The organism is Mesorhizobium sp. AD1-1 (assembly GCF_020164655.1).
Lineage (GTDB): Bacteria > Pseudomonadota > Alphaproteobacteria > Rhizobiales > Rhizobiaceae > Mesorhizobium > Mesorhizobium ciceri.
Genome location: NZ_JAIUGP010000021.1, coordinates 36,117 through 59,282, shown reverse-complemented (window position 1 = coordinate 59,282; position 23,166 = coordinate 36,117). Strand labels below are relative to the sequence as shown.

The window sequence follows — 23,166 nt, the reverse complement described above, 5'->3', positions numbered from 1 at the left end:
CGCGTTTTCCCGCCCAGCATGCGCTCTAATTCGTTAAGTTATTAGTATGCCATATCTCATAACGATTGCAACAATTAATATACTTACAGATTTATCTTTCATCGAAGTATATAAGTAAGATCTTTTATAATAATGCTGATCTCGATGCGTAGCTATCAGGTCGGTTTCCAGGCCGAGGACATCTGGGCCTTCGCCTGAGTTAGCCTACCGGAAAGCGAACCGCCCCAGGCGCCCGGTGTGAAGCATTCTGCCGTCTGGTCGCTCGGCTTTTTGCCAATGTCGCAAACAGGCTTCAATCGTGCTGCTGCTCCGCCCTATAGTCCGCCCGCTTTATCACTTTGGAGTCGCGGGCAATGGCAGAGTTTCCGAAAAAGGCGAGGGTCGTCATCGTCGGCCTGGGCGGTATTGTCGGCGCATCGATCGCCCATCACCTGATCGAACGCGGCTGGGATGACATTGTCGGCATCGACAAATCAGGTATCCCGACCGATATCGGCTCGACGGCGCACGCCTCCGACTTCTGCTACACCACCAGCCACGATTTCCTGTCGTGCTGGACGACGCTCTACTCCATCGATTTCTACGAGAAGATGGGTCATTACGCGCGTATCGGCGGCCTCGAGGTCGCGCGTGTCGGCGACGACAGCCGAATGGAAGAAATCAAGCGCAAGATCGCCTCGGCCAAGGCGTTTGGCACGCGCGCGCGCCTGATCGAGCCGGCCGAGATCAAGGAAAAATTTCCGCTCATCGAAGAAGCGATTGTTCAAGGTGGTCTTTGGGATCCCGATGCCGGTCTGGTCATCCCGCGTTCGCAGACGGTCGCCGGCAAGCTGGTCGACCAGGCGGAAGCGTCGGGCAAGCTCAAATCCTTCGCCAACACATCGGCCCGGTCGCTGGTCGTCAAGGACGGCCGCATATCAGGCGTGGTAACGGACCGCGGCACCATCGAGGCCGACTATGTCGTCGTCTGCGCCGGGATTTGGGGCCGGCTGATAGCGGAAATGGTCGGCGAAGACCTGCCGGTCATGCCGATCGACCATCCGCTGACCTTCTTCGGCCCCTACAACGAGTTCGCCGGCACCGGCAAGGAGATCGGCTGGCCGCTGCTGCGCGACCAGGGCAACTCGGCCTATATGCGCGACACCGGTGATCCCAAGACCGCCGAGGGCGGGCAGATCGAATGGGGTTATTACGAAGAGACCAATCCGCGCCTTTGCCACCCGCGCGACCTGCTGGAGAAGGACCAGGCGCGGCTTTCGCCGTCGCAACGCGATCTCGACATGGAACAGATCCTGGCGCCGCTCGAACGCGCCATGGAACTGACGCCGATCCTCGGCGAACTCGGCTATAATGAGAGCCATTCGTTCAATGGACTTCTCCAGGTAACCGCGGACGGCGGCCCGTCGATGGGCGAAAGCCAGAAGGTGCGGGGTCTGTGGTATGCCGTTGCCATCTGGGTCAAGGATGGTCCCGGCATGGGCAAGCTGATCGCCGACTGGATGACCGACGGCCGCACCGCAATCGATCACCATGCCATCGACTATGCACGGTTCTATCCGCACCAGACCAAGGAGCAGTTCATCTGGGACCGCTGCACCGAGACGGCGATGAAGGTCTACAATCCGGCGGTGCATCCGCGCGAGCCGTTCTCCAAGGCCCGCAATATCCGGCGCTCGCCGTTCTGGGAACGCGAGAAGGAACTCGGCGGCTATTTCATGGAACTCGGCGGCTGGGAGCGCGCCCACGGCTATGCCGCCAACGAGCATCTCCTGGAGAAATACGGCAACCGGGTGCCGGTGCGTGAGAACGAATGGGACAACCGCCATTTCTGGCGCGTCTCCAATGCCGAACATCTCGCCATGAGCGAGGATTGCGGCATCGTCAACCTGTCGCATTTCGCCATGTACGACATCGAAGGTCCAGACCATGTCGCGCTGCTGGAATGGTTGTGCGCAGCCAAGATTGGCGGCGACAACAACATCGGCAAGGGCATCTACACCCACTTCCTCGACGAGGAAGGCATGGTGCGGGCCGACTTTACCGTTATTCGCATGGCCGACCGCTGTCGTTTGATCGACGGCGCGGATGCTGGCCCGCGCGATTTCCAGTACATGCGCCGCACGGCACAGGACAAAGGTTTCGACGTCACCATCACCGACGTGACCGAGAAGTTCGTCACCATCGGCATCTGGGGACCGAACGCCCGGGCGACCTTGCAGAAGGTGGTCGAAAACCCGGACGGGCTCTCTGTTGAGAACTTCCCATTCGCGGCGATCAAGCCGGTCCGGATCGGCGGCAAGGACGTCACCGCTTTCCGCATCTCCTATGTCGGCGAGCAGGGCTGGGAACTGCATATGCGCTACGAGGACGGTCTCGCTGTGTGGGACGCGCTGCGCTCGACCGGCGTGATGCCTTTCGGCGTGGAGACCTATGCCAACACGCGCCGCATGGAAAAGAGCCTGCGCCTGCAGAACGCCGACCTTCTGACCGAGTACAATCTGCTCGAAGCGGATCTCGCTCGTCCAAAGGTCAAGGAGAACGATTTCTGCGGCAAGGCGAAGCACGTCGAATACCGCGCCCGCGAGCACCAGCCGGCCATGCTGTGCACGCTGGTGATGACCGAGAATGTCGATTCCAAAGGCGTTGCCCGCTATCCCGTCGGCACCATGCCGGTGATGGATCCGAAGACCGGCGAGACGCTGGTCGACGAACTCGGCCGGCGGTCCTTCACCACCTCGATGGCCTATGGCCCGACCATCGGCAAGAATATCGGTCTTGCCTATCTGCCGTGGGCGTACGCCCAGGAAGGCCGCAAGCTCACGATCGAGTATTTCGGTGAGACATATCCGGTCGAAGTGGCGGCTGTCGGCTACAAGCCGCTCTACGATCCGGAGAATTTGAAGCCGCGCAGCTGATTGCTAGCCGGCGCAAAGGGCATGAAGGCAAAAGCCTGGCCATCGGCCGGGCTTTTCTCTTTTTAAGCCGACGGTTTTCGCTTACCTTCGCGGCATGTCTGCTTTTGCCTGCGCAAGACATTTCCTTTCAGGCTGCGCCGCGTTCGCACTGACGCTCTGGTTGACGCCCGCGGCCCAAGCTGACGAGCCCGTCGATGTCGAGCTGGTGCTGGCCGTCGATGTCTCGCTGTCGATGTCTCCGGACGAACTCGAGATCCAGCGTCACGGCTACGCCGCGGCACTGACGCACGACAATGTGCTGCAGGCCATTGCCGATGGCGCTTATGGCAAGATCGCCGTCACCTATGTCGAATGGGCCGGCACCAACTGGCAGCGCGTCATCGTGCCGTGGACGGTGATCGCCAGCCGCACCGACGCCGAGCGGGTGGTTGCGCAACTATCCGCTCAGCCGCCCAACAGCGCGCGGCGCACCTCGATCTCCGGAGCGCTGGAGTTCGGCAATGACCTGTTCGCCGAAAGCGGCTACCAGGGCACGAAGCGGGTCATCGACATTTCGGGCGATGGCCCCAACAATCAAGGCGCGCCGGTCAACCTGACCCGCGACGATCTGATCAAGCAAGGCATCGTCATCAACGGCCTGCCGCTGATGACGCGAGGCGGTTTTCCCGGCGCCTACGACGTCAGCAATCTCGATCGCTACTACAGCGACTGCGTCATCGGCGGACCCGGAGCCTTCATGATTCCGGTCAATGACTGGACGCAGTTTCCCGAAGCCATCCGTCGCAAGCTGGTGCTGGAACTCGCCGGCCCGGCCTCGCCGCAATGGGCGGCAGAAGAAGCCACGCATCCGCCGGTGGTATTGGCGCAGGACAAGCCCGCCACCGACTGCCTGGTCGGCGAGAAAATGTGGCGCAACCGCAGCTGGATGTTTGACAGCCGCTAGGCGACCGAAGCATTGGCAAATTGGCCGGACCGCGCTATCCAGTCGGAGGGGCCGCGGCAAAAACCGAGGAAACATCAGATGAAACGTCTAGCCATCCTGACTGCTGTCGCGTCCGTGCTTTTTGCCGACGCCGCCAGCGCCCAATACAATGATGAGCCCGCCTGCATGATGTTCGAGCACGCGAATTTTCGCGGTCGGTCCATCGGTATGGGCCCCGACGATTCCGTGAACTTTCGCGGCGGCCAGTTCTGGAACGACCGTGTGTCGTCGGTGATCGTGCGCCGGGGTTGCACACTCATTGCCTATGAGGACTCCCGGATGGGTGGCCGCTCGATCGAGATCCGGCGCCGGATCCGCGATTTCGGCGGCAGCGACTGGAATGACCGTATATCGTCGGCGGAGTGCACCTGCGACGATTATTGAGGCCATTTTGGATTAGCCACGATGGATTTCTGGCGGTGGTAGCCATTGGCCGACAGCAGAGCCGGGCCTGCCGGTTGCCTCACCAAGCTGTTCATTGACAAGCCGATTGGCGTCTGTGAGACAATTCCCCAGCAAAAACAAAAGGGGAACCGACATGAACAGGATCGCCGTTCTTACCGCAACTCTGACACTTGCCGCCGGCCTGTCCGCACCGGCGATGGCTGCCACCTCGGTCACTATCGGCATCAGCGGCTGGACAGGCTTCGCGCCGCTGACGCTTGCGAAGCAGGCGGGCATCTTCGAGAAACACGGACTCGACGTGACCTTGAAAAAGGTGCCGCAAGCGAGCCGGCCGCTCGCCATCGCCAGCGGCGACCTGCAATGCGCGGCCACCACGGTGGAGACCTGGCTGGTGTGGAACGCCAGCGGCGTCACCACCAAGCAGATCTTCCAGCTCGACAAATCCTACGGCGCCGACGGCATCGTCGCCCGCAACAACATCAAGACCGTCGCCGATCTCAAGGGCAAGAACGTCGCGTCATCGGCGCCGGGCACGTCGCCCTATTTCATGCTCGCCTGGGTGCTGAACAAGAACGGCATGTCGACGAAGGACGTCACCGTCGTCAATCTGGAGCCTGATGCGGCGGCGCAAGCTTTCCTCGCCGGGCAGAACGACGCCGCCGTCACCTACGAGCCGTTCATCTCGGCGGTGCGCGACAAGTCGGACCAGGGCCATATCCTGGCGACGACGCTCGACTACCCGATGGTGCTCGACACGGTGGGCTGCACACCCGAATTCCTGAAAACCAATCCGGATGCCGCCAAGGCGCTGGCCGACAGCTATTTTGATGCACTCGACCTGATCAAGAGCGATCCGCAGAAATCCTACGAGACCATGGGTGCCGACGTGAAACAGTCGGCCAAGGAATTCGAGGATTCGGCGAAATACCTGAAATGGGCCGACCGGGCGGAGAACAAACAGTTCTTCACCAAGGAATTCCAGGACTTTTCCAAGACCGCTGGCGAACTGCTGCTGCAGATGGGACTGATCAAGGAAGCGCCCGACGTCACCACGTTGGCTGACACCAGCGCGGTTTCGAACTGATCGTTCGGCCTTTGACCATCAAGCGGCGGCGCCTGGCGCTGCCGCCTTCTCTTGGACAAAGCGCGATTTGAGCATGGGGACCATTTGAAAATGGCGACGATTTGACGATGCGCCCCTTGCATCCAGTCTCGCCGGGCATCCGAACCGTGCTCGGCATTTCCTTCTTCGTGCTTTTCGTGGCCTTCTGGGCTTGGATCACGCTAGGCGGCCACGTCAACCGCATCTTCCTCGCCGATCCGCTGTCGATGCTGCGGGATGGCTGGCGGCTTTTGGTCGAAGACCGTTTCTGGCTCGACGTTCTGATCACCATCTGGCGCGTCTTCGGCGGCTTCCTGCTTGCCTCGGTCGTCGCGGTGCCGCTTGGCATCGCGATGGGCGCCTGGAAGCCGGTGGAGGCGTTTCTGGAGCCTTTTGTCTCCTTCGCCCGCTACTTGCCTGCGTCGGCATTCATCCCACTGCTCATCTTGTGGGCCGGCATCGGCGAGCTGGAAAAACTGCTGGTCATCTTCGTCGGCTCGGTGTTCCAGATCGTCCTCATCATCGCGGTCAAAGTTGGCGGCACACGACGCGATCTGGTCGAGGCCGCCTACACGCTGGGTTCCACCAACAGCGGCATCGTCAACCGGGTGATCATGCCGGCCAATGCGCCGGAGATCGCCGAGACGCTGCGGCTGGTGCTCGGCTGGGCCTGGACCTATGTCATCGTCGCGGAACTGATCGGCTCGTCATCCGGCATCGGCTACATGATCATCAACAGTCAGTCGCGGCTGGCGACGGGTCAGATCATCTTCGGCATCATCGTCATCGGACTGATCGGGCTGTTGTCCGACTTCGCCTTCAAGGCCTTCAACCGCTGGCTCTTTCCGTGGAGCCTGGCGTGAACAAGCTTCTCATCGAGGGCGTTTCGCGCACCTTTGCCGGCGTGCGCGGCGGTCAGCCGGTCAAGGCGCTGATGCCGATCGACCTGGCGGTCGCCGCCAACGACTTCATCACTATTCTGGGGCCGTCCGGCTGCGGGAAGTCGACACTGCTCAGGATTGTCGCGGGCCTGGAAGCATCGAGCGAGGGCCGTGTGCTGCTCGACGGCAAGGCGGTGACCCGGCCGGGGCCGGATCGCGGCATGGTCTTTCAGTCCTACACGCTGTTTCCCTGGCTGACTGTGGCGCAGAACATCGCTTTCGGCTTGCGCGAACGCGGAATGCCCGAAAAGGAGCGGGACGGGGTCGTCGCTTCCTACGTCAATCTCGTCGGCCTGAAAGGGTTCGAGAACCATTGGCCGAAGCAGCTCTCCGGCGGCATGCAGCAGCGCACGGCGATCGCCCGGGCGCTGGCTAACGATCCGGAGATCCTGTTGCTGGATGAGCCGTTCGGCGCGCTCGACAACCAGACGCGCGGTCTGATGCAGGAACTGCTGCTCGGCATCTGGGAACGGCGCCAAAAGACGGTGCTGTTCGTCACCCATGACATCGAGGAGGCGATCTTCATGGCCTCGCGCGTCATCGTGATGACGGCGCGGCCCGGCCGCATCAAGTCGGATGTCGCCATCGACCTGCCGCATCCGCGCCATTACACGCTGAAAACCAGCCCGGAATTCTCGGCGCTGAAAGCGCGGCTGACCGAGGATATTCGGGTCGAGGCGATGCGCACGGCGCAGGCGTAGTCAGACCGACACAGCCTGATCATCTGGAAAGATACTTGGCTCGCTCAACAGACGCTTGAGGCGAGGAAGATCACGTTTCGGGGCGTCCAGAGCCGCCTTGAACGCTACCCATTTTTCGACATCGAGAGGAAAGATGCGCCGGTCGGCCAGCCTTTCGGGTCGATTCGTTCTCGTACTCACGTGACACCTCTGCTCAGGCGGCCAGCAGCTGCTTGCGGTCGACGCGCTCCTGCTGCGGCGAGCGGGCGTAGAGTTCGCGGTAGCATTTGGAGAAATGCGAGGCCGAGACGAAGCCGCAGGCGACCGCCACCTCGACCACTGGCATCGAGGACTGGATCAGCAGGTGCCGAGCGCGGTCGAGCCGGATTTCGAGATAATAGCGGGCGGGGGAGCGGCCCATCTCGGTGCGGAACAGCCGCTCGATCTGGCGGCGCGACAGGTCGACATGATCGGCGATCTCGATCAGTGACAGCGGCTCCGACAGATTGCCCTCCATCAGTTCGATGATGGTCAGCACTTTCGAGTTCTGGACGCCGAGGCGGGCGCGTAGCGGCAGGCGCTGGCGGTCGGTGGGGCTGCGCACGCGGTCGGTCAGCACCTGCTCGCAGACGCGGTTGACGAGGTTCTCGTCAAAGTCGTCGCCGATCAGCTTCAGCATCATGTCGAGTGCGGCAGTGCCACCGGCGCAGGTGTAGATGTTCTGGTCGATCTCGAAGAGGTCGGCAAAGACATTGGCCTTCGGGAACGCCTCGGAGAAGCCCGGCAGGTTCTCCCAGTGGATGGCACAGCGCTTGTTGGACAACAGGCCGGCGGCGGCGAGGATATGCGCGCCGGTGCACAGGCCGCCAACGGCGACGCCGCGATTGTATTCCTCGCGCAGCCAGGCGAAGGCGGACTTGTTTTGGTAGCGCTCGACATTGATGCCGCTGCAGACGATGGCCATGTTCGGCCGATCTGGGCCTGCCATCTTCTTGCGTTCATCCTCGAGCGACGTGTTGACCGCGCATTCGACTCCGTTCGAGGCGCGCACCGGCTTGCCGTCGATGCTGGCGAGGCGCCAGCGATAGGCCTCGTAGCCGAGCATGCGATTGGCCGAGCGCAGCGGGTCGAGCGCGGTCGCAAAGGCGATCATGGTGAAATCGGGAATAAGGAAGAATACAAACGACCGCTTGATCGGATGCTTTACGGCGTTCAAGGGAACCTCACACAGCCATGGCGCGAACAGGATGTCGCGAATAGCATAGCGACATCAGGAAAAACCATGTCTGTCAATCGGCTACGCCGCTACGACAAGATTAAATTTGCGACATGGGTCGCAAATGGGCAATCGGCGTGCAGCGGGGCCCGGAAGTGGCACGAACTGTTCAAGGGACAGGCAGCGTACAGCCTGTGCGCAGAACAAAAACGCCGCTCTGGCTGGAGCTAGGCGGCGTTGCAGTTTTAAAGCAGCGGCAGGGATGCGCTGCCTGGAAAATCTTCAGGCGACGAAGCCGAGGCGCGCCGCATTCATGGCGCCAGTCTGGCCGGGCATGGTGTTGGCAAGACGCTGACGCTCGAGAGCGGTGGTCAGGTTCATTTCGCGGCGGGCAAAGAGGCGGGCAAAAAGCTTCATAATCATCTCCATTCGGTTGCTCAGACGGGTCGCCTTCGCTTGATGGAGTGGGGCAGCTCGTTTGCTGGCGCTGATATAGGCTTGTGTAAGCAGAAACTAAATCGCAAAAGCGAACCGCTTGATATGAAATGCGACATCGATTGCGACAGATTTGGGCAAGGTGCCCAAAATTTACGATCATTTACAAGGCATTAAGTGAAAACAGGAGCTGCTATGCGGCTTTCTCATATGCGTCATGCGTTGGCGACATGGCTCCAAAACTCATTTGTATACAAATAAAATAAAGAAGGCCTGCCGGGCGGTTCGCGCGGCAGGCCTTCAGCACATAGTACACACGATCTACTTTGCTCCAGCCCAGGATCCGATGCCATTGCGAGTACCGGTCTTGGTGTCGGAAGCCTCAGGCCAGCCGATATCCTTCTGCAGTTCGATCGGCAAGGAACGGATGGCGCGCTCGGTCTGGTAGCGGGCGCGTGCCGCGCTGAATTCGGTCGCGATGCGACCAAGAGACGACAGGATAGACATTTCTTTCTCCTTTGGTGGCTGGCGGGTGCCAGACAGCGCGTTGGTTACGTCGGGTTTGTTTCAACTTCATTTCGTGTCGAATGCAGGTCTGTGTCGGGGTCGTTTCATGGCTGCTTGTGGCAGCTGCCTCATTCGATGGAGTTGACTATCCTCCCAATCTGATGTTCAATCAAACGAAATGGAATGATGTTTTGTATCAGAAAAATTGAAGGTCGGTTGCCATGAACGCCCCGCTCAATCATCCGCTGCCACTGCTCGATCTCGACGTTTTGCGCACTTTCGTGGCGATTGCCGAGACCGGCAGCTTCACCACCGCCGCCAATGCCGTCTTTCGCACGCCTTCGGCCGTCTCCATGCAGATCAAGAAGCTGGAGGACATTCTCGGCCGCTCCGTGTTCGCGCGCGACGCCCGCTCGGTGTCGCTGACCACGGACGGCGAGATGCTGCTCGGCTATGCCCGCCGGCTGCTGTCGATCAACCGCGAGGTGGTGTCGAAGTTCATCATTCCCGAGATTGTCGGTGTCGTGCGGCTTGGTTCGCCGGACGATTACGGCGAGCGCGTGCTGCCGCATGTGCTGAAGCGTTTCGCGCAGTCGCATCCGTCGATCGCCGTCGACGTCACCATCGACCAGAGTAGCAATCTGCGCCGGCGCATGGACGACCGGGCGCTCGACATCACGCTGCTGACCAATTCCTACAAGACCAGCGCGCTCGGCGCCGAGGTGCTGCTGACCGAGCCGATTGTCTGGGCCGGCGCCAAGGGTGGCTGCGCGCATCTGCGCGAGCCCTTGCCGGTGTCGCTTTGGGAAGAGGGCTGCGCCTGGCGCGCCGGAGCGCTCGATGCGCTTGGCCGCGAGGGTCGCAACTACCGCATCGCCTATATGAGCGCGCACACGGCCGGCCAGCGCGCCGCGATCATGTCCGATCTCGCCGTGGCGCCGCTGCCGAAGTCGTTTCTCGGCAACGACATGGTCGAACTCTGCCCGAAGGACGGCATGCCCGACATCGGCACCTACAATCTGGCGATGGTGGTGGCGCCGGACGCCAGCGCGCCGGTCAAGGCCGTCGCCGACCACATCCGCGCGACCTTCGAAGTGTTCCGGGAAACCGGCAAGTTCTGACCGGCTGGTAAGGACGACAATATAGAGCTACTCCGCCGCTTCGGCGGGGCGCTGTTCAGGCCTCAGTCTCGTGTCTTGCACGATCCGGTTCTCCCCGAGAAATTCGACGATGCGCTCGCGGGCGCGCCGGGCCTCCGGCATGTCGATCAGCGGCCAGACGTGGAACATGCCTTCCTCATAGACAAGATCGATTTCAACGCCGGCGGCGCGGGCTTTTTCCGCGAAGATCAGATTGTCGGGCGTCAAAAGATCGCGCGAGCCAGTCAAAAGCAGTGTTCTTGGCAGCACTGACAGATCTCCATAGACCGGGCTGATATGCCAGTCGCTGGGATCGATGCCGGCACTGTACAGACGAATCGCCTCTCGTCCGCCAGCTATGCCCAGCCAAGGGTCGTTGCGTTCCGCCTCGAACACTGCGGGATTGGTGAGCGACACGTCGAGACCCGGCGAAATGAGCACATGTCGTGACGGCAGGGACAGTCCTTCTTCGGCGGCCATCATGGTCAGCACCACAGCCATGTTGCCGCCGGCGGAATCGCCCATGAAGACGATGTCCTCGGCCCCCGTCTCGGCGAGCATCTGCCGGTAAACATCGCCAACCATCCCGAACATGGCGTGGAAATCATGTTCGGGGGCGATTGGATAGATCGGCACCGTGATTGCGTAGCCCAACCGATCCGCCATGTCGGCAATCAGGTGCCAATGATAGGGCGTGATTTCAAAGACATAGGCGCCGCCGTGCAAGTAGAGAATCCGCTTCTGTTCGCCGGACTTGGGTGGGATTTCGTATACGGGGAAGCCATCGACCGTATGCATCTCGATGTCGAGACGCTGGTGTAGCGAGGCGGGCGGCCGGTGGTTCTCGGTCTTGCGCGCGGCCGCGATCCAGCGCTGCAGATTTTCCGGACTGGCAAATGCCTGCTTACGGCTGTGCCGCAAGACAAAAGACACGACATGGCTTTTCAAACTTGGCATGCGAATACACGAACTTCGGCCAAAGCCGACTAAGAGAACCCCCTAAATCGAAAGATTGTGCCGTGGCTGAAAATGTCAAGATTTGCGCCCGCGTCTACACGGCGGTTTGATCCGCGCCGCAGTGGTCAGCGACGCGGTAAAAGTGCGGCTCGCAGCCGGTTGCTGGTGGTCGCCGGAGACATGCGAGGTCCCCGGCGCATGCCGAGCAATTTGCATTTGTCGGCGAAGGTCATCAGCGCGCGGCGCTCCAGATAGCGCTGCTGAGGGATGCCCTTTCACTGGATCGCGGCGACACCGGCCAGCCGATGTCCTTCTGGATTTCGGGCGGCAGGCTGTTCAGCAGGCGCCGCGCCTTGCTGCGGTCATGGGCTTGTCTGATGGCGGTGCCATAGCGGCTCAGGCTTTCGAGCATTGACATCGTTGTCTCCCCTGGAGCGTTGCAGCGGCTGAAAGATATTTCCTGCCTGCCGTTCGATGCCGGTTGAATGCGCCTGCCATGTATCTGGCGAATTTCACGAAAACAGCGTTTTGGTTTCCGGATCAGACGATCCGGAAACATTTGCATGCAAATGAGTTTCGAAAGGTGTTGGCGGGGGCGGGCCGCTTATTCCCGTCCACGCCTCCGCCCCTCGTGGCCTTCGCGCGAACGCCGGCGCGGAGCGGCGTCGCCGGCAACGCCATCCTCGCTGACCGTCTTGCGCGGCGGCAGTTTCACCGCTGCCGACAGTTTCGGGAACGGATCGACCTTGTTGGGCAGCGCCATGGCGTAGACGAAATGCTCCTGGAATTTCGGTTCCAGCGCCGTCTCGATCTTCTCGATCTTGCTGACCGTGTCCTCGATCTCGCGGCGGTAGCCGCGATTGAGCAGCGCCATGCGCGCGCCGGCACCGGCGGCGTTGCCGACCGCCGAGACCTTGTCGAGGTCGCAATCCGGGATCAGGCCCAGCACCATGGCGTATTTCGGATCGATGAAGGAGCCGAAGGCGCCGGCGAAATGGATGCGGTCGACATGCTCGGTGTTCTGCTTTTCCATCAACAGCTTGGTGCCGGCATAAAGCGCTGCCTTGGCAAGCTGGATGGCGCGCACATCGGTCTGGGTGATGGTGATCTTCGGCCCATCTTCCGTCAATGCGGCGGAGCCGTCCTTCAGCACATAGGAGAAGGTGCGGCCGTTGGCCGTAACGCGCGGCGAGCGCGCCGAAAGCCCGCCGTCGATGACGCCGTCCTCGGAAATGATGCCGGCGAGATACATCTCCGCCACCACTTCGATGATGCCGGAGCCGCAGATGCCGGTGACGCCGGTCGCCTGGACGCTTTCCAGGAAGCCCGGCTCGTCGGACCACAGTTCAGAGCCGATGACGCGGTATTTCGGTTCAAGCGTATCGGGGTCGATGCGTACGCGCTCGATGGCGCCGGGCGCTGCTCGCTGGCCGCCGGAGATTTCGGCGCCCTCGAAGGCAGGGCCGGTGGGCGAGGAGGCAGCAACCACCCGCTGGCGATTGCCGAGCACGATCTCGGCATTGGTGCCGACATCGACAATCAGCATCATCTCGTCCTGGCGATGCGGGCCTTCCGACAGCGTGACGGCCGCCGCGTCCGCTCCGACATGGCCGGCGATGCAAGGCAGCATGTAGAGCCTGGCGCCCTGGTTAAGCTTCAGGCCGATGTCGGATGCCTTGATATGCACCGCACCTGAGACAGCCAGCGCAAAGGGCGCGCCGCCAAGCTCGGTCGGATCGATGCCGAGGAACAGATGGTGCATGATCGGATTGCCGACGAAGACGCTGTCCAGGATGTCGTTGCGCTGGACATTGCCTTCGGCGCAGACCTTGTCGACGAGACCCGAGATCGCCTCCCGCACGGCGACCGTCATGCCCTCGCGGCCGTCCGGGTTCATCATCACATAGGAGACGCGGCTCATCAGATCCTCGCCGAAGCGGATCTGCGGGTTCGAGGTGCCCGACGAGGCGGCGACGCGGCCCGACAGCAACGACACCAGATGCATGGCGATGGTGGTCGAGCCGAGGTCGCAGGCCAGCCCATAGGCTTCGTTCTTGAGGCCGGGCCAAAGTGCTACGACGCGCGCTGTCTCAGAGTCGGCATCCTTGTAGATGGCGGCGGTCGCGGTCCAGTTGCCCTTGCGCAGGATGCCTTGCACCTGCGGCAGCAGATAAAAATCGAAATCGAGGCTTTTCAAACCCCAATCGTGCATCAGCGCGATCTTCAGCCGGTCGAGATCACCAAGCGGCTTGTGCATGTTGGGTTCTTCGATCTCGACATAGCACATGCGGATCGCCGCATCGCGGGCGATGACCCTGGTGTCGGCATCCTTGCGGATGGTCTGCGCGTTGATGACCGTATCCTGCGGCACGTCGATGACGAGGTCGCCGAGGATTTGCGCCGAGCAGGAGAGGCGACGCCGTTCGGGTAGGCCGCGGACGCGCTCATAGCGCTCTTCCTTGGCGCCCTTGGGCGTGATGTGGTCGTTGGACGAAATGATCTTGTGCTTGGCGAAATTGCCTTCCTGCACTTCGATCTGGCAACGCCCGCAAGTGGCGCGTCCGCCGCACACACTTTCGACATAGACGCCGAGCTGGCGCGCGGCGTCTAGCACGGGTGTTCCAACAGGAAACCGCCCGCGCTTGCCCGACGGCATGAACAGCACGAGCGGGTCGGTGATGTTTGCAGGTGAATTCACGATTGCGCGCTTATCCTCGGCCCATCCGGGCTTCACGGCCGCCACGGCGGCGACCCCCATTGCCGGCGCCGTCGCCCGGCGCATTGACTTGCGTCGGGGCGGCAACGGCCTGGCCGCCTTCGGCCGGCTTGTAATCCTTGTAGGTGCGGATCCAGTTGGTGCAGTTCTCGTCGGTGCCGTTCAGCACATTGGCGCCGCGCACGGCTTCCATTTCCTGCGGGCGCACCGGGTTCATGATGGCCGAGGTCATGCCGGCGCCGATCACCATCGGGATGAAGGCGGCGTTGATGCCGTGGCGATGCGGCAGGCCGAAAGAGATGTTGGACAGGCCGCAGGTGGTGTTGACCTTGAGTTCTTCACGCAGACGACGCAGCAGCGCGAAGACCTGGCGGCCGGCATCGCCCAGCGCGCCGATCGGCATCACCAGCGGGTCGACGACGACGTCATGCGCCGGAATGCCGAAATCGGCGCAGCGCTCGACGATCTTCTTGGCGACGGCGAAACGCACGTCCGGGTCCATCGAAATGCCGGTTTCGTCGTTGGAGATGGCGACGACCGGCACGTTGTACTTCTTGACCAGCGGCAGGATGGCTTCGAGCTTTTCTTCCTCGCCGGTGACGGAGTTGACCAGCGGGCGGCCCTTGGCAACCTTGAGTGCGGCTTCGATCGCGGCGGTGACGGAACTGTCGATCGACAGCGGCAGGTCGACCAGCCCCTGCACGATCTCCAGCGTCTGCACCAAAAGGCCGGGTTCGGTCTCGTTCGGATTGACCGAGGTGACGCCGGCATTGACGTCGAGCATGGTGGCGCCACAGGCTGCCTGCTCCAATGCGTCCCTGATGACGGTCTCGAAATTGCCCGCGATCATCTCGGCGGCCAGCTTCTTGCGGCCGGTCGGGTTGATGCGTTCGCCGATCACGCAGAACGGCTGGTCGAAGCCGATGATGATTTCTCGTGTCGCCGAAGCGACGATGGTACGGGTCATAAATTCTCTCCGCCGTGATATAAAGATTTCTTTATATCGTTGTCTGGTTTCGTTCAAGCGAATGGGTGGCCGTCCGCGCCGTCAGTGCGCGGTCTTCACCATGTCCACCTGCGTTTCGGTAATGTCGTCGTGCAAGATGCTGTCGAGCCGGTCGGCGACAAGCTGATCGTCGCGGCGGATCTCACGTTTCCATGGCTGGCGGCCCTTCAGCACGCCCGATTCATCGACGATCTCGGCAACATATTCCTCCTGCCGGTAGGCCATCACGTGAACGCCGGAAACACCTGATATTTCCTTCACCTCGTTGATGATGTCGATGCAGAGCTGCTTGCCCTCCTTCTTCTGGTCCTGGGCGCCTTCCAGCCGCTTGATGACAGAATCGGGAATATGGATGCCCGGCACGTTCGAGCGGATCCACTTGGCCGTCTTGGCCGAGGCGAGCGGCCCGACGCCAACCAGGATGAAGCATTTTTCGGTATAGCCGAGGTCGCGCACCTTTTGCATGTAGGTGCGGAACATGGGCACGTCGAAGCAATACTGGCTCTGTACGAATTGCGCGCCGGCGGCGATCTTCTTGCCCAGCCGGTGCGGGCGGAAGTCGATCGGCGGCGCGAACGGATTGATCGCAGCACCCAGGAAAAGCTGCGGCGGCGTCGTCAGCTTGCGGCCGGACAGGAACTTGCCGTTGTCGCGCATGATGCGGCAGGTTTCCAGGAGCGACATGCAGTCGAGATCGAACACCGGCTTGGCGCCGGGCTGGTCTCCGGCCTGCACGCCGTCACCTGTCAGGCACAGCATGTTGGCGACGCCCATCGCAGCCCCGCCCAGTACGTCGCCCTGGATGGCGATGCGGTTCTTGTCGCGGCAGGCGATCTGCATGATCGGCGCATAGCCCATGCGGGTCAAAAGTGCGCAGATGCCGACCGAGGACATGTGGCAGTTGGCGCCCGATGCATCGACGGCGTTGATGGCGTCGACCCAGCCGTCGAAGATTTTCGCCCTGTTGTAGACGTCTTCCGGATCGGCGCTGTCGGGCGGGTTGAGCTCCGTCGTCACAGCGAACTCGCCGCGCCGCAGTACGCGCTCCAGCCGACCGCGCGAAGTGTGGCCGGGCAGGGGTTCGAGCGGCAGGTGGATGCCGGCCGGGTTTTCGTCGCGCTGGCGGCCGATCATGCCGACGCCCCGGTGCTGGCCGCCTCATTCTTGGCGGCAGCGGCGGCTTCGCGCGCGGTGGCCGCCTGCGCGGTCACCCGCAGCCAGGCCGAGGTTTCACGCAGCGACTGGTCGACCGGCTTCTGCACGGTCAGGATCCTGTCGCTGTGCACCATGTTCTGCGAGCCTTCCCAGGCCTTGACCCAGACGCAGGGCATATCGGGCTCGACCTCGCAATTGCCGTTGGCGCGGACACCGCCGCAAGGGCCGTTGCGCAATTGCTTGGGGCAGTTCATCGGGCAAGACATGCCTGTCGAGGACAAGATGCACTGGCCGCACATGCGGCAGTCGAACATGAAGCCCTTGACGCGCTTCTCGACAAATTTGATCGGCCCTTCGACACGGCCATAGCCTATGCCTTTCCATAAGGGATGGAGGAGCAGGAACATGTCGGCGAATTTGGCGTAGAACCATTCGAGTAATCGCGAGTGCCGCACCGACCATAATCTGACCGCGAAGGAACGCTGCACGCGCCGCTGCGGCGATACGTCGGCCGGCTTGTAGTCGGATTTCGGCGCTGCCTTCTTGACCAGAGTGGCCTGGGTAACAGCCGGCCTCTCCTTGGCAGGAATGGTTTCAGACATTTTCTTTGCCGCCCGCCTTGACCAGAGCGACCAGCCGCTCGCGGTCATATCTCGTGTCGATGTCGTTGAATGCCTTCTCGACTTCGGCTTCGAGGTCGTCGCCGACCGGAATGGGATCGGCTTTGCGCCATTCGGCCAGATAGTCGTCTGTACCGCCGGCGCCGGTGCGCATGGCGCACATGTCGATCGCCTCGGTAAAGCGCAGCGGCAGTTCGCGCTTGGCGTTCTGCCGGCCCTTCTTGACGATCACCTGGGCAGGGATGTCGCGCCAGTAGACGACGATCAGATCGGCCATGAATTCTCACTCCTCGAACTATCGAGCATTGCCGCAAGCGCAGTGGTGCCGCTTGTTATGGGACGACGCGCGCGCATTCAAAAGCGACGCATATCGATGTCGTAAAATGAAAGGTGGGTTTATTCGTTTGCGGCGTGTGCCGGCGCCCGGTCCAGCGCGTCGGAAACGCTGGCGCGCAGTATGCCGTCCAGGACGAAAAACGCGCTACCAGATGCCAGTTCTGAGGCCCGTCCAGACGTAGAACCAGATCGTCGGATGATACCAGAGTTTCGAAGGCAGGCCGGGATCGATCGTCGTGAGTTTTCCAGCCAGTGCATCGCTGACAGCCTCGACGCAGATGTCGCGCGAGAACGCCGTCTGGCGTAGCGCGTGACTTGAGATGGTGTCGCCTTTTTTCGATCTGCCGCGCGCCTGCTTCAGCACGCCACCAGTGTCGACGCCAGCGTCGACGAGGTGGACAGTCGTGCCGAAATTCTGCGCATCGCCTGATACCAGAGCCCAATAGCCGCCATTCATGCCGCGATATTTCGGCGTGATGCCCGCATGGTAGTTGAGCACCGGGCAGGGCATTTTGCTCAGCATCTCAGCCGAGATTAGTCGGCAACCGTTGAGCAGCACAACGCCTGGCCGGATCTTCTGGATCGCCTGCAGGCACTCAAGCCCATTGGCCGAGGCTACCGGGATGATCTCCTGGCCTGGTCGCGGCTCAACCTCCAGCTTCTCCTCGGCAATCAGTCGCGCGCTATGGCCGGCCAGGAATCGCTTGCCCAACCTACTCAGTACCATCGTGCCAAGCTGGCCGATGGCGGAGATCCAGCCTTGGCGGCGAGCCCGGCCACACAGCAATTGCTTCTTGGATTCAGGCGTTTCGAGGACGACGCTGACAGGACCTACGCGGTCGGCGATCGCATTGATCATAGCCCAGACATGCTGGCCGCCTCCGGTGACGACCACGATCGGACGCGTATTGGATTCTGATGCTGCCATGGATCTTGCCCCCTCCAAGCAACCGTTCTCGACAATAGACGGGATGCTAGGGTGTCCGGGTTAATCCTTGGTGATCAGCTCTTCGATACACGGTCAGCGCTTGAATTCGATGATATCGAGCTTCGATTCATAGTAGGGCGCCGGAAATTCGATGCGCCATTCCTTGGCGCTGTTGCGGAAGGCGTAGCCGACCTGGTCGGTTTGCGGACCGCTGCCATAGGGCTTTGCCGGATCGCTGTTGACATAGAAGGAGCCGAGATAGATCGCGCGTTTCTCGCCATCGTCGAAGAAACGGCCCCTGGTGCGCTGCGAGCCGCTGATCTTCTCCAGCCGCCAGCCGGAACCGTCATCGGTCACCTTGCACTTGAACCAGCCATAGATGACGAGCGGCAAAGGTCCGCCGGCCTTGATGGTGCGGCACTGCCAGTTGCCGGTCAGGTCCTTGTCGGAAAAGGCCACCAGCGGCTTTGCCAACAGGGCATCGAGTTGCTTGACCTCGGCCGGGTTGCCTGTCTTCGCCTCGGCAAGGGCTGCCTTGCGGGTCTCGCCATATTTGTCGAGCCGCGTCTTGTCGGCCGGGGTGATGAGTTTCTGTATCTCGCCGTCGGCATGGGCGGGCAGGGCCAAACAGAGGAGGCCGAGTGCAGCTATCAAGAGGCGAGGGGTCATCAGTGCGTTTCCATGGCTGGCAGTCTGTTTGCTTGTGGCGCACACCTTACCCGTCCACGGCGGCCTGTCATCTAGCCTTGAGTCATCGCGGGGCAAGAATTGCTTCAGGCGCCTGCAGCCGCCTGCGCCATCCCGGCCGTCAGGTCGCCATAACCGGTGGCGCGGCGTTCATAGACGAGACCGAGCATTCTGGCGGCTTTTTCGGCGACCTTGTCGAGTTCCGGATCGTTGGTCTGGGCGAGGTAGATCAGCTTCTCGTAATTGCCGAAATAGTCCTTGATCAACTCCGGGTGCTTGTCGAGGCCGAGCGGTTTCATGAAGAAAGCGTCGAACTGCCGGCAGAGGAAGTCGGTCATGTAGAACGACATCATGTCGTCGTCTGCGACTTTCGCATAGGCCTCCATGCCCTGGTAGAAGGCGAAGCAATGCGGGCCGGCCATGCGCTCGACGCCATGCTTCTCGCAGATGCGGTCGAGCAGACCGCCGGTGCCGCAATCGGCATAGCCGACGAAGATGTTGCTGTAGCCTTCCGTCTTGGCTTTTTCGATCGCCTTGTCCATGGCCGGTGCGATGCGGTCCGGGTAGAAATGGAATTCCGCCGGCAGGCAGGTCAGGTCGAGGTGATCCAGCCCGAGCTGTTCCTTGACGGCCAGAACTTCGCGCGCAATCATCCCGCAGGCGATGACGAGCAGCCTGTCGTCTTGATTCGGTTTCGTTTTTTGCGTCTTGGCCATGGAACCAGTCGAGCGGCCTTCGTTGTTGTGGCGCTAATTTATCTGTTGAGGGAGACACCGTCCATGAAACTGCTGCGCATCACGCCGATTGCCATCCTGGCCTGCGCCTTGGCCCTTGCGGCCTGCGCGAACACCGTCCGTGGCGTCGGCAGGGATGTCAAATCGACGGCCAAGGCGGTCGAGGACACCGTCACCAAGCCCTGATCCGCACGCGGCCACCTCATCATCTGGTAACAAAAAAGCCGCGCTGCAAGGGGCGCGGCTTCTCCTGTCGTCCAGGCCGAATTGGCCAATCAGGCCGAAGCGCGCACATTGTGCTTGCGCTTCATGAAGTCCTTGGCGGTCTCGACCGCCACCGCCGCGTCGCGGCAATAGGCATCGGCGCCGACGGCCTTGCCGAATTCCTCGTTCAGCGGTGCGCCGCCGACCAGCACGACATAATCGTCGCGGATGCCCTTTTCCTTCATCGTGTCGATGACGACCTTCATATAGGGCATGGTCGTGGTCAGCAGTGCGGACATGCCGATGATGTCGGGCTGGTGCTGTTCGATCGCATCGAGATATTTCTCGACCGCATTGTTGATGCCGAGATCGATGACGTCGAAGCCAGCGCCCTCCATCATCATGCCGACAAGGTTCTTGCCGATATCGTGGATGTCGCCCTTGACGGTGCCGATGACCATCTTGCCTTGCTTGGGCGCGCCGGTGGCGGCGAGCAGCGGGCGCAGGATGAACATGCCCGCCTTCATCGCATTGGCGGAAAGCAGCACTTCCGGCACGAACAGGATGCCGTCGCGAAAATCCTCGCCGACGATGCGCATGCCTTCGACCAGCGCCTCGGTCAGCACCTTGTAAGGCGCCCAGCCGCGCTCGAGCAGGATGTTGGTGCCTTCTTCGATCTCTTCCTTCAGCCCGTCATAGAGATCGTCGTGCATCTGCTGCACCAACTCGTCGTCGGAAAGTTCGGAAAGGATGATCTCGTCGTCGGACATTTGTATCGAGCTCCTGCCGGCATCGCGACCATGTCGCAAGGCACATATCTTCGCGTTCATACCTAACCCGCTGAGGGCATGTATCCATAGCTGATTTGCGACTTCCCGCAAAAGGAAAGCGACCGTAACTCTCTTGGAATTCTTGTCGATTTTGCGACAGGCGTTGGCGCTGGCGGGCCGTTTCGAATAGGGTGCATGGCTACGATCTGGCAAGAAGCGGCGAGAGCAGCCGCTATGGATTCCAGACAAGAACAGATTCAGGGAAGAACACCATGAGCGAACACGCGGCAGTCGATCAGGAAGCGTCAAACGCGCGACGTGGGCGCGGCGCCAGCGGCGGGGCTGCTGCCCGGCGGGCCGCGCGTTCGGGCGGAGGCCCGGGCACGCAGCTCACCTACATCAAGCGCAAGATCAACGTTTACGAGGTGCTGGACGAGGAAGGCCTGGCGCTGATCGAGAAGAACACCGACACGGTGCTCGAGGAGATTGGCATCATCTTTCGCGACGATGCAGAAGCGCTGCAACTGTGGAAAGAGGCCGGCGCCGACGTCAAGGGCGAGCGCGTGCATTTCCCGAAGGGGCTGTGCCGTTCGCTGCTCAAGACCGCACCGTCCGTCTACACCCAGCACGCCCGCAATTCCCAGCGTTCGGTGCAGATCGGTGGCAATGCCACCGTGTTCGCGCCGGTCTATGGCCCGCCCTTCGTGCGTGACCTCGACGGTGTCAGGCGCTACGCGACGATCGAGGATTTCCAGAATTTCGTTAAGCTCGCCTATATGGCGCCGTCGATCCACCATTCGGGCGGCACGGTATGCGAGCCGGTCGATGTGCCGGTCAACAAGCGCCACCTCGACATGATCTACAGCCACATCAAATATTCCGATAAGCCGTTTATGGGCTCGGTGACCGCGCCGGAACGCGCCGAGGACACCGTCGCCATGGCCAAGATCGTGTTCGGCGACGATTTCGTCGAGAACAACACGGTGCTGACCAGCCTGATCAACGCCAACTCGCCGATGGTGTTCGACGAGACCATGCTCGGTGCGCTGAAGGTCTATGCGCGCCACAACCAGGCCTGCATCGTCACGCCGTTCATCCTCGCCGGCGCGATGAGCCCGGTGACGGTTGCCGGCACGCTGACGCAGGTTCTGGCCGAAGTGCTGGCCGGCGCGTCGTTCACGCAGCTCATCCGTCCCGGCGCGCCGGTGCTGTTCGGTACCTTCGCCTCGTCGATTTCGATGCAGTCGGGGGCGCCGACCTTCGGCACGCCGGAGCCGTCGCTGGTGTCTTATGGCGCCGCACAACTGGCGCGCCGTCTCGGCCTGCCGTTCCGCACCGGCGGCTCGCTCTGCGCGTCCAAGGTTCCGGATGCACAAGCGGCTTATGAAAGCGCCAACACGCTGAACTCGACCATCCTGGCCGGCACCAATTTCGTGCTGCACTCGGCCGGCTGGCTCGAGGGCGGGCTGGCCTCCTGCTACGAAAAGTTCATGATGGACATCGACCAGCTCGGCATGACGCAGAAATTCTCCGAAGGCGTCGACCTGTCGGAAAACGGCCAGGCGATGGACGCCATCCGCCAGGTCGGGCCGGGCAGCCACTATCTCGGCTGCGACCACACCCAGGCCAATTTCCAGACCGCCTTCTACCGCTCCAACATCGCCGATAACAATTCCTACGAGCAGTGGCTGGCCGAAGGCGAGAAGACAGCGCCGCAGCGCGCCAACGAACTCGCCCGCCGCTGGCTGGAAAGCTATGAGGCGCCGCATCTCGATCCGAGCATCGACGAAGCGTTGAAGGACTTCATCGCCAAGAAGAAGGGGTCGATGCCCGACGCCTTCACTTGAAAGGAGCCCGAGTCAGGCGGGGCTAAAGTCGCCAACATCATCCACAAGGAAGTCTGGCGGAGCGCGTTCTCCGATCCGGACAAGAAGGGATGATTACGCCCGCCGGCAGCGTTGACCGCATTGCTGCGGCGCTTCTCGCCAACGGCCTTGTTCTTCGCGGCGGCTTCAATTTTACGCCAAGCGATGCGCCGCCAACGGGATCATCGGGTGCGCCGGCAGCGGCCGTCCTGCTGGTGGGGCAGGCGGGCGCGGCACCCTGGCCGCATTTCCTGCGTTGGTGGGAGCAACAGCCACAGGCAATCGCCAATCCGCTCGACACATGGTCGCGCGAAGTGATCGGCGCCGTGGCGCGGGATTTTGGCGCACGGGCGATTTCTCCGTCGGACAAGCCCTATCTGCCGTTCCAGCAATGGGCGATGCGGGCGGAGGGGCTGAAACCGTCGCCGCTCGGCATCCTCATGCATCCGCGCTACGGGCTATGGCATGCCTACCGCGGTGTGCTGCTGTTTGACGACGAAATTCCAGTTCAAGTTGCCGAGGCAGCGCCCCACCTTTGCGATAGCTGCGCCGAGAAACCCTGCCTGAAATCCTGCCCGGTCGACGCCTATTCCGTGCAAGGATTCGCTTATCAATCCTGCCTGGCGCATGTGGGGGGAGCGAATGGCGAACCCTGCCGCAGCGGCGGTTGCCTCGATCGCAATGCGTGCCCCTATGGCACGGGGTATCGCTATCCGCCGGAGGTCCAGGCCTTTCACATGGCGAGCTTCGCACGAGCCACCAGCTGATCCGTTCCCATTGCATGGTGCTCGTTGGCTTCGATGAGCATCTTGACGGCAGCTAGAAGCAGGCCTATTCATCAAGTCATCTGATGACTTATGAATAGG

Annotated in this window: 25 protein-coding genes; 10 read left to right on the top strand and 15 right to left on the bottom strand. The window is 61.7% G+C overall.

Annotation, left to right across the window (positions count from 1 at the left end; genetic code table 11):
• Window positions 1–353: 353 nt before the first annotated feature.
• The 6 genes from LB519_RS28810 to LB519_RS28785 all read left to right on the top strand — a co-directional run bounded on the left by LB519_RS28810 (window position 354) and on the right by LB519_RS28785 (window position 7,046).
• Complete coding sequence (locus LB519_RS28810) at window positions 354–2,915, top strand: FAD-dependent oxidoreductase (protein ID WP_063168209.1); 2,562 nt, start codon at window positions 354–356, stop codon at window positions 2,913–2,915.
• 94 nt (window positions 2,916–3,009) lie between these two features.
• On the top strand, window positions 3,010–3,858 hold the full coding sequence (locus LB519_RS28805) for a DUF1194 domain-containing protein (RefSeq protein WP_127366447.1): 849 nt from the start codon (window positions 3,010–3,012) through the stop codon (window positions 3,856–3,858).
• A 78-nt stretch (window positions 3,859–3,936) separates the two neighbouring features.
• Complete coding sequence (locus tag LB519_RS28800; RefSeq protein ID WP_024501320.1) at window positions 3,937–4,281, top strand: peptidase inhibitor family I36 protein; 345 nt, start codon at window positions 3,937–3,939, stop codon at window positions 4,279–4,281.
• A gap of 154 nt (window positions 4,282–4,435) precedes the next feature.
• Window positions 4,436–5,386, top strand: coding sequence for an ABC transporter substrate-binding protein (locus LB519_RS28795; RefSeq protein WP_024501319.1), 951 nt, complete (start codon window positions 4,436–4,438; stop codon window positions 5,384–5,386).
• A 107-nt stretch (window positions 5,387–5,493) separates the two neighbouring features.
• The gene (locus tag LB519_RS28790; RefSeq protein ID WP_013531157.1) at window positions 5,494–6,267 is read left to right on the top strand and encodes an ABC transporter permease; all 774 of its coding nucleotides are present in this window, start codon (window positions 5,494–5,496) and stop codon (window positions 6,265–6,267) included.
• Entirely contained in the window at window positions 6,264–7,046 is a 783-nt protein-coding gene (locus LB519_RS28785) for an ABC transporter ATP-binding protein (protein ID WP_013531158.1), read from the top strand. The genes LB519_RS28790 and LB519_RS28785 overlap by 4 nt, the downstream gene beginning before the upstream one ends.
• Here the strand turns inward: LB519_RS28785 and LB519_RS28780 are convergent, their stop codons facing one another.
• The 4 genes from LB519_RS28780 to LB519_RS28770 form a co-directional block, all read right to left on the bottom strand.
• Window positions 7,047–7,226 (bottom strand): DUF1778 domain-containing protein, encoded by a 180-nt coding sequence (locus LB519_RS28780; RefSeq protein WP_224621728.1) that lies wholly within the window; start codon window positions 7,224–7,226, stop codon window positions 7,047–7,049.
• Between the two features lie 13 nt (window positions 7,227–7,239).
• Window positions 7,240–8,178 (bottom strand): GlxA family transcriptional regulator, encoded by a 939-nt coding sequence (locus tag LB519_RS28775; protein ID WP_348625597.1) that lies wholly within the window; start codon window positions 8,176–8,178, stop codon window positions 7,240–7,242.
• A gap of 345 nt (window positions 8,179–8,523) precedes the next feature.
• Window positions 8,524–8,658, bottom strand: coding sequence for a hypothetical protein (locus LB519_RS31285; RefSeq protein WP_013531161.1), 135 nt, complete (start codon window positions 8,656–8,658; stop codon window positions 8,524–8,526).
• A 339-nt stretch (window positions 8,659–8,997) separates the two neighbouring features.
• Entirely contained in the window at window positions 8,998–9,183 is a 186-nt protein-coding gene (locus LB519_RS28770; protein ID WP_013531162.1) for a hypothetical protein, read from the bottom strand.
• 221 nt (window positions 9,184–9,404) lie between these two features.
• Here LB519_RS28770 and LB519_RS28765 point away from each other — a divergent pair, with 221 nt between their 5' ends.
• Window positions 9,405–10,304, top strand: coding sequence for a LysR substrate-binding domain-containing protein (locus LB519_RS28765; protein WP_013531163.1), 900 nt, complete (start codon window positions 9,405–9,407; stop codon window positions 10,302–10,304).
• 27 nt (window positions 10,305–10,331) lie between these two features.
• On the opposite strand, the gene LB519_RS28760 is transcribed toward LB519_RS28765, so the two are convergent.
• The 10 genes from LB519_RS28760 to LB519_RS28715 form a co-directional block, all read right to left on the bottom strand.
• On the bottom strand, window positions 10,332–11,279 hold the full coding sequence (locus LB519_RS28760; RefSeq protein ID WP_224621727.1) for an alpha/beta hydrolase: 948 nt from the start codon (window positions 11,277–11,279) through the stop codon (window positions 10,332–10,334).
• Window positions 11,280–11,511: 232 nt separating this feature from the next.
• On the bottom strand, window positions 11,512–11,697 hold the full coding sequence (locus tag LB519_RS28755) for a hypothetical protein (RefSeq protein ID WP_013531165.1): 186 nt from the start codon (window positions 11,695–11,697) through the stop codon (window positions 11,512–11,514).
• A 186-nt stretch (window positions 11,698–11,883) separates the two neighbouring features.
• Window positions 11,884–14,037: an ASKHA domain-containing protein gene (locus LB519_RS28750; protein WP_224621726.1), complete on the bottom strand. Its 2,154-nt coding sequence runs from the start codon at window positions 14,035–14,037 to the stop codon at window positions 11,884–11,886.
• Window positions 13,988–14,962 carry a methyltetrahydrofolate cobalamin methyltransferase gene (locus LB519_RS28745; RefSeq protein ID WP_013531167.1) on the bottom strand — a complete coding sequence of 325 codons (975 nt, stop codon included), beginning with the start codon at window positions 14,960–14,962 and terminating at the stop codon, window positions 13,988–13,990. Before LB519_RS28745 ends, LB519_RS28750 begins: the two co-directional genes overlap by 50 nt.
• Before the next feature lie 81 nt (window positions 14,963–15,043).
• A complete protein-coding gene (locus tag LB519_RS28740) occupies window positions 15,044–16,135 on the bottom strand; it encodes a methylenetetrahydrofolate reductase (protein ID WP_013531168.1) in 1,092 nt (363 codons plus the stop codon).
• A complete protein-coding gene (locus LB519_RS28735) occupies window positions 16,132–16,758 on the bottom strand; it encodes a methylenetetrahydrofolate reductase C-terminal domain-containing protein (RefSeq protein ID WP_013531169.1) in 627 nt (208 codons plus the stop codon). The genes LB519_RS28740 and LB519_RS28735 overlap by 4 nt, the downstream gene beginning before the upstream one ends.
• Entirely contained in the window at window positions 16,751–17,053 is a 303-nt protein-coding gene (locus tag LB519_RS28730) for a virulence factor (protein WP_013531170.1), read from the bottom strand. The genes LB519_RS28735 and LB519_RS28730 overlap by 8 nt, the downstream gene beginning before the upstream one ends.
• A 204-nt stretch (window positions 17,054–17,257) precedes the next feature.
• On the bottom strand, window positions 17,258–18,040 hold the full coding sequence (locus tag LB519_RS28725) for a formyl transferase (protein ID WP_224621725.1): 783 nt from the start codon (window positions 18,038–18,040) through the stop codon (window positions 17,258–17,260).
• A 93-nt stretch (window positions 18,041–18,133) separates the two neighbouring features.
• The gene (locus tag LB519_RS28720; protein WP_013531172.1) at window positions 18,134–18,709 is read right to left on the bottom strand and encodes a DUF4893 domain-containing protein; all 576 of its coding nucleotides are present in this window, start codon (window positions 18,707–18,709) and stop codon (window positions 18,134–18,136) included.
• A 104-nt stretch (window positions 18,710–18,813) separates the two neighbouring features.
• Window positions 18,814–19,443, bottom strand: a complete 630-nt coding sequence (locus tag LB519_RS28715) for a DUF1638 domain-containing protein (protein WP_013531173.1) — start codon at window positions 19,441–19,443, stop codon at window positions 18,814–18,816.
• A gap of 63 nt (window positions 19,444–19,506) precedes the next feature.
• On the opposite strand from LB519_RS28715, the gene LB519_RS31450 reads away from it, so the two are divergent.
• Window positions 19,507–19,647 (top strand): entericidin A/B family lipoprotein, encoded by a 141-nt coding sequence (locus LB519_RS31450; RefSeq protein ID WP_013531174.1) that lies wholly within the window; start codon window positions 19,507–19,509, stop codon window positions 19,645–19,647.
• Between the two features lie 89 nt (window positions 19,648–19,736).
• On the opposite strand, the gene LB519_RS28705 is transcribed toward LB519_RS31450, so the two are convergent.
• Window positions 19,737–20,435 carry a corrinoid protein gene (locus LB519_RS28705; protein ID WP_013531175.1) on the bottom strand — a complete coding sequence of 233 codons (699 nt, stop codon included), beginning with the start codon at window positions 20,433–20,435 and terminating at the stop codon, window positions 19,737–19,739.
• 272 nt (window positions 20,436–20,707) lie between these two features.
• On the opposite strand from LB519_RS28705, the gene LB519_RS28700 reads away from it, so the two are divergent.
• The gene (locus tag LB519_RS28700; RefSeq protein ID WP_224621724.1) at window positions 20,708–22,282 is read left to right on the top strand and encodes a trimethylamine methyltransferase family protein; all 1,575 of its coding nucleotides are present in this window, start codon (window positions 20,708–20,710) and stop codon (window positions 22,280–22,282) included.
• An 89-nt stretch (window positions 22,283–22,371) separates the two neighbouring features.
• Window positions 22,372–23,067, top strand: coding sequence for a 4Fe-4S dicluster domain-containing protein (locus tag LB519_RS28695; RefSeq protein WP_027160501.1), 696 nt, complete (start codon window positions 22,372–22,374; stop codon window positions 23,065–23,067).
• The last annotated feature ends 99 nt before the right edge of the window (window positions 23,068–23,166 follow it).